The following is a 5,895-nucleotide window of genomic DNA, read 5'->3' as shown; positions in this document are numbered from 1 at the left end:
CAGACTCGCCACATCACGACGATACTCCGGTGTAAAACGACGACGAGTTCCCATAACAGGCACCTCACTTTCCGCAGGCACACACACCCGCTTAACGAAGTGTCAACAACACAAGCCTAACCCCAGCGGCACAGCTACGAACCCTTTCACCGGAGACACCCAGACCATCAACGGCCTGGTCACCACTACCGAAACAACAGGCCCCTTCCCCCTATCCCACCTCGTCATCAACAACACCGACACCTGGGAAGAAAAACAAGGCCACTAACGGAAGCTTGACAGTGAAACGCGCTACAATCTACCGCCTCGAATGCGTGAAACACGCGTGAAACAGACGAAGGAGGGCGAGAACTAAACCGCGTGGCCAGGCGACGGCAGCTGAAAGTGCCAGGCGCGCCTACGCGATCACCATGGCTGCTGTGCCCGCACACATCAGCACGAGACCACCCAAGTAACGGCGCGTGAAACGCTCGTGAAACATCATGGCGGAGAAGACAACAGTCACCAGGATCGACAACTTGTCGATGGGCACCACCACGGAGGCTGGCCCCTCTTTCAACGCATGGTAATAGGCAAGCCACGACGCACACGTAGCAGCACCCGAAGCCACAATGAAGGCCAGCTCGCGCACGGGGATCACCCCAACTTCACGAATGCGCCCCTGCCCAACCACTATCACCCACGCCATCGCCAGAACAACGAGCGTGCGCACCGCCGTCCCCAGCGTCGGATCAACCCCCGAAATCCCGACCTTTCCGAGAATCGACGTGAGCGCCGCGAACAGAGCGGACGCGAGCGCGTACACCAGCCAGCTGCCACCCCCGCGCAGCGCACGAGGCAGGCCCGACAGGTCGGAAGGCTCGACCATGAGGAGCGTTCCCACCGTGATCGCCACGATCCCGGCCGCCCCCCACGCGCTCACCGGCTCGCCCAGCAGGACCAGCGCCAGGACGATCGCAAGCACCGTCGACAGCTTGTCGATGGGAGCCACCCGAGACACGTTCCCCCGCGCCAGAGCCGCGAAATAGCACAACCACGACGCCCCTGTCGCCAGCCCCGACAAAACGAGGAACAGGAGCGAACGCCCGTCAATGGACGAGACAAAGGACGCGGACCCAGTCAGCGCTGCCATACCCCACGCGCCCACGACCACGACGAGGGTGCGCAGCGCTGTCGCAACCGTCGAACTCATCGTCGCGACCCCCGCCTTTGCCAGGACGGACGTCAACCCTGCGAACAAGGCGGACAAACAGGCAGCAACGATCCACATGCGATCAACTGTACGACCTGCCGCCCACGAGACCATGCCTGGGACCACGCCCATTCTGGTAACCCTGCCTCGTCCCGGACGTGTTTAACGCACCACTGTTTACACGACTCGCCCGCCCCGAGGAGGGCAAACCTGCCACCATATGCGGGTGAGCGACACGAAACAGATGCCCCTGCACTCCTCGACGCAAGAGGCAGGGCCCCTGATGCTGCAGGCCTTCGCGTGGGACATGACCCCCGACGCGAGCCACTGGCGCTACCTCGCCCAGCACGCGCAAGCGATCGCAGACCTGGGCGTCACCATCATCTGGCTGCCGCCCGCCTACAAAGGAAACTTCGGCCTCGACGACGTCGGCTACGGCGTCTACGACCTGTACGACCTGGGCGAATTCGACCAGAAGGGCACAATCCCCACGAAGTACGGAACGAAAGACGAATACCTGGCCGCCATCGACGCCCTGCACGAGGCGGGCATCGCCGTGTGCGCCGACATCGTCCTCAACCACCGCATGGGCGCGGACGCGACCCAAACCGTGCGCGCCACCCCGATCAACCCGCAGGACCGCCACCAGGCCCTCGGCGACCCCGAAACGATCGAAGCGTGGACCCGCTTCACGTTCCCGGCGCGCGGCGGCGCCTACTCGGACTTCACGTGGGACTGGACGTGCTTCCACGGCATCGACTGGGACGAAACCACGCAGCGCAAGGGCCTGTGGCTCTTCGAAGGCAAGCACTGGAACGAGTCCGTCAACACCGAGTTCGGCAACTTCGACTACCTCATGGGCTGCGACGTGCACGTCACCGATCCGCGCGTCAGCGACGAGCTGGACCGCTGGGGCCGCTGGTACGTGGAGACGACCGGCGTGGACGCGCTACGCCTGGACGCCGTCAAACACGTCGGCTCTGACTTCTACGCGCGCTGGCTCGAAGACCTGCGCACCTCCACGGGCCGCCTCCTGCCCGCCGTCGGCGAATACTGGAGCGGCGACGTGCGCGAACTCGAAGCCTACCTGCACGAAGTCCCCAACGCCATGCTCTTCGACGTGCCCCTGCACTACCACCTCCACCAGGCCTCGGTCTCGGACGGAAACGTCGACCTGTCGCGCCTGTGGGAGGGCACGCTCACGGCGTCGATCCCCGAACTGTCCGTCACCTTCGTCGAAAACCACGACACGCAGCCCGGACAGTCCCTGGCATCCACGGTCGCCTCCTGGTTCAAGGCAGCCGCCTACGCGCTCATCCTCCTCAACGAGGCCGGGGTGCCCTGCGTCTTCTGGGGTGACCTCCTGGGCACCCCCGAGACCGGCGACCTACCCGCCGTGCGTGAGCTCCCCATCCTCATGGGCGTGCGCTTCCGCGCCGCGATCGGCCCCCAGCACAACGCCTACGACGACCCCGACGTCGTCGGTTTCGCTCGCGAAGGCAGGGCGGACGTGCCCGGCACCGGCTGCGCCGTCATCCTCTCCGACCGCCGCGCCGCCGAGAAAACCCTGTACGTGGGCGCCCACCACGCAGGCGAAGAATGGGAATGCCTCATCGGCGGCCACCCGCCCGTGCACGTCACCGACGATGGGACACTCACGGGGGCCGTCAGCGACGGAGGCCTGAGCGTCTACGTCCCGCGAATCTGAACGTCTACGTGCCGCGCATCCCAGCGTTAGGGAACCCCGGCCTCGTCGATGTGACCGGGCCAAGGGCTCGTGACAGTGCGAGCCGACGCGGCACGCGCTCTACTCGCTCGTGCCGCCGAGAGCGGGGATACGCTCAATCTCCTCTTTGAAGAAGGTCTCCGCAGCAGAAATGAAACGCTCAAGACTAATGTCGAGCTGCGCGTCGGTCAAGCCCATGCGCGCGGTCACAAACTGCTCCGCGCACAGGCGCTGGGTACCGTCATCAAGCGATGACACGTAGGCCTTAGGCCAGGTGGTAACACTATTCCAGTCGTTACACGCCTGAAGCAAACGCGGGCGAAGGTCCATCGACACTTCCTCACGTACAGCACCCCACATACTCACGTCCGTGCCCTCGTTAACAACCGAGAATATGTAGAACCCGTTGCGAAAACCGGTGTGCAGACGGCTGCCGTTGATCTCGTAGGCATAGTCGTTGCGCTTGAAAAAGTCTGTGATCCTCTCAATCGTCACCGGTCGGACGATCCTGCGGCGATCAAGTGCCCGCTTGCACTGGTCAATGAGTTCCGGCGCGTGCTCATTACCGGGGTCCATCGCGATGCACTGCTCGAGGTAAGTGAGCGCGCTCTCTTCCTCATCCAGCCAGTACAGTGCGCAGCCGATGCGGTAGTACCAGACCGGGTCGGCCATCCCCTCCGCTTCAATGCCTCGCAACAGATGAACAGCGTGCGAGATGTGCTCGCGAAAAGAATCCATGTAAGGCTGCGCATAGTTAATGTAAGCGCGCGCGAGAAGGCCTGTCAGCTCGTAGTCAATCGACTCCGGCGGCTGGCGTTCAATGAGCGCAATGATCTTCTGATGTTCGTTCTCTTCGTGCAAGTCACTAATTTGCGCGATGAGTTCTGAGCGCGATTCCACGGATGTTCCTCCATCGTGAGGCCACAAATACTGACGCGAACCTAAGCATAACAGGGGTGAACGCAGACACGAGCCGCGTCAATGCTCGTCGCTGTGTAGGGTTACATCGTGAATGAAACCGGCATGAATGACAGCCCGATGAGCAACGAGGCACGTGCGCGCATGAGCGCCGACGACGCAGCCCAGTGGGAGGAAATTCAACAGTGGAAAGCTGCGCAGGTCCGCCCGACGCGCCCGCGCGTCATTTCCCAGCGGATCCGTTCAACCGCGCTGGCGCCCCTGGGGAAGGTGGCGGCTCTCGCACGTAAGGTTCCCGGTGGCGATGCGATCACTCGGGCGGTTTCGTCTGCCGCGTTGGGCCTGGTGGACCTGGCAGCATCTGCGTCCGAGGCGTCGGTGCGTCGCAGGCGCATCCTGAAGGCGTACCGTTCGGCCGGTTATCGCGTTGAGCGTGTGACGGACATTCGCAGCCTGAGCCTCGCGCAGATTCGTGCCATCAAGCCTCGTCTGAACCTCGCCTACTCGGGTAGCGCAGCCGCTGAGGGCGCGGTTAGTGGCGTGTTCGCGTCGGGCGGTTCAGCTGCTGCTCTCCTCGGTATGGGCGTGGCTTCAGCTCCCGGAGTTGGCGTCACGACCTCCGCGATTGCTCTCGACATCGTCACGTTTTTAGCTGCGGCAACGCGTCTCGTGTCTCACACGGCCGCCTATTACGGCTACGACACGGTTGACCCAGCAGAAAACCTCTTTTCGACGATGGTTCTCTCCCAAGCGATCGATCCGGAGGGGGCGGGACGTGAATTTGTCCTGGAGAAGCAAGCGACGATGCTCGCGTTCAATAAGGTGATGCGTGACCTCGCTAAGCGCGGACCCATGGATTCCGTGGGAAACAGTGCGATTGCCGCCGCGTTGAACTCTTTGTTCTCGGCGTTGGGTGCTCGTCTGGTCGGCAGGAAGCTCGCGCAGATCGTCCCGGTTGCAGGCATCATCGTGGGCGCTGGTCTGAATGCTTCCCTCATGCGCACCATCGGCGACACAGCCGACCACCTGTATCGCGAGCGTTTCCTCGTCGAACGCTACGGGCACATTGACGAGGCCGGGGATACTCCCTCGGGCACCGTGAGCGTCACGCTGGCCGACGACATCAGAGCCGACATTGCCCGCTACGTGGAACTCGCGAAGGCCGAGGGGCGTTCGCGTTAGCGACCGCCCCTCGGCTTTGTTGAGGTGGCCGGTTGAGTTAGCCGCGCGAATTCCAGTTTTGCCAGCCGTTCCAGTCGTCGTCTTGAGCGTCGACAGCGATGATTGGCACGCGTGTGGCTGCGTCGCGTTCGTCCACCTCCGGAAGGGTCGGCTTCGTTTCCTCGTCGCGTTCCTTCTTGGAGTGCCTGGACCAGGGCCAGCGGCGGCGGCGTTTCGTTTCGTGTCCCTGCTCGCTGCGCGCCTCATCGTTCCATGAGAACTCCGTATTCCAGTTTTCCTGGAACGCGGCGGGCATGGGCGGGGCCTGCGGCGGCATCGCTGCGGGGGAAGCAACCTGCTGCGCTTCCTGAGGGGGTGCGATCACGGAATCGAAGTCCTGCAGCGGGGATACAGCGTAATGACCAGCGGGTTCCGTCTCGGTCGCCGGGGCTTCCACGGGTGCGATCGTGTCACTATCCATCTGCTGCTCGGGAACCCGATCGCTGGCCTGGGGCGCATCCCAGTTGAAAGCTGAGAACGTGGGGATCTGCGGCATTTGCGCGGTCGTCGGTTCCGGGTCTTCGACCGGCATCGAGTACGAGGCCTGGGCCGGTTCTGGCTGGCGTGCGACGGTCGGCTCGTGTGCGGGTTGCGGAGCGACATACGGCTCGGGCTCGGGCTGCGGAGCAGCGTACGGCTCCGGTGCGGGTTGCGGAGCGACATACGGCTCGGGCTCGGGCTGCGGAGCAGCGTACGGCTCCGGTGCGGGTTCGGGTTCTGGCGCGATGAATGGCTCTGGTTCCGGCTCGGGTGCGGGCTGCGGAACGACATACGGCTCCGGTTCGGGTTGCGGAGCAGCGTACGGCTCCGGCTCGGGTTGCGGAGCAGCGTACGGCTC

6 protein-coding genes and 1 pseudogene are annotated in these 5,895 nt (G+C 63.7%); 4 read left to right on the top strand and 3 right to left on the bottom strand.

Going from position 1 to position 5,895, the window contains the following annotated elements; genetic code table 11:
* A pseudogene (locus tag RYL44_RS09725) lies at nt 1–268 on the top strand (hypothetical protein); the annotation flags it as partial.
* Nucleotides 269–397: 129 nt separating this feature from the next.
* Here RYL44_RS09725 and RYL44_RS09720 read toward each other — a convergent pair.
* Nucleotides 398–1,270 carry an EamA family transporter gene (locus tag RYL44_RS09720; protein WP_314975851.1) on the bottom strand — a complete coding sequence of 291 codons (873 nt, stop codon included), beginning with the start codon at nt 1,268–1,270 and terminating at the stop codon, nt 398–400.
* 142 nt (nt 1,271–1,412) lie between these two features.
* On the opposite strand from RYL44_RS09720, the gene RYL44_RS09715 reads away from it, so the two are divergent.
* The gene (locus RYL44_RS09715; protein WP_314975850.1) at nt 1,413–2,900 is read left to right on the top strand and encodes an alpha-amylase; all 1,488 of its coding nucleotides are present in this window, start codon (nt 1,413–1,415) and stop codon (nt 2,898–2,900) included.
* A gap of 99 nt (nt 2,901–2,999) precedes the next feature.
* On the opposite strand, the gene RYL44_RS09710 is transcribed toward RYL44_RS09715, so the two are convergent.
* Nucleotides 3,000–3,818 (bottom strand): type III secretion system chaperone family protein, encoded by an 819-nt coding sequence (locus tag RYL44_RS09710; protein WP_314975849.1) that lies wholly within the window; start codon nt 3,816–3,818, stop codon nt 3,000–3,002.
* A gap of 123 nt (nt 3,819–3,941) precedes the next feature.
* On the opposite strand from RYL44_RS09710, the gene RYL44_RS09705 reads away from it, so the two are divergent.
* Nucleotides 3,942–5,018, top strand: coding sequence for an EcsC family protein (locus RYL44_RS09705; protein WP_314975848.1), 1,077 nt, complete (start codon nt 3,942–3,944; stop codon nt 5,016–5,018).
* 37 nt (nt 5,019–5,055) lie between these two features.
* On the opposite strand, the gene RYL44_RS09700 is transcribed toward RYL44_RS09705, so the two are convergent.
* Nucleotides 5,056–5,553: a hypothetical protein gene (locus RYL44_RS09700; protein WP_314975847.1), complete on the bottom strand. Its 498-nt coding sequence runs from the start codon at nt 5,551–5,553 to the stop codon at nt 5,056–5,058.
* Between RYL44_RS09700 and RYL44_RS09695 the strand changes: the two genes are divergently transcribed.
* Nucleotides 5,537–5,895: hypothetical protein (locus RYL44_RS09695; protein ID WP_314975846.1), on the top strand; the 359-nt coding region annotated here is incomplete at its 3' end. The genes RYL44_RS09700 and RYL44_RS09695 overlap by 17 nt on opposite strands.

The sequence above is a fragment of the Actinomyces bouchesdurhonensis genome, assembly GCF_963540955.1.
GTDB lineage: Bacteria > Actinomycetota > Actinomycetes > Actinomycetales > Actinomycetaceae > Pauljensenia > Pauljensenia bouchesdurhonensis.
The sequence above is the reverse complement of the archived record's forward strand: the minus strand, read 5'-3'. Positions and strand labels throughout refer to the sequence as shown.

What these genes read in the sequence shown, in the direction of transcription:
- RYL44_RS09720 (WP_314975851.1), bottom strand. Translation starts at nt 1,270, where the DNA reads ATGTGGATCGTTGCTGCCTGTTTGTCCGCCTTGTTCGCAGGGTTGACG.
- RYL44_RS09715 (WP_314975850.1), top strand. Translation starts at nt 1,413, where the DNA reads ATGCGGGTGAGCGACACGAAACAGATGCCCCTGCACTCCTCGACGCAA.
- RYL44_RS09705 (WP_314975848.1), top strand. Translation starts at nt 3,942, where the DNA reads ATGAATGACAGCCCGATGAGCAACGAGGCACGTGCGCGCATGAGCGCC.
- RYL44_RS09700 (WP_314975847.1), bottom strand. Translation starts at nt 5,553, where the DNA reads ATGCCGCAGATCCCCACGTTCTCAGCTTTCAACTGGGATGCGCCCCAG.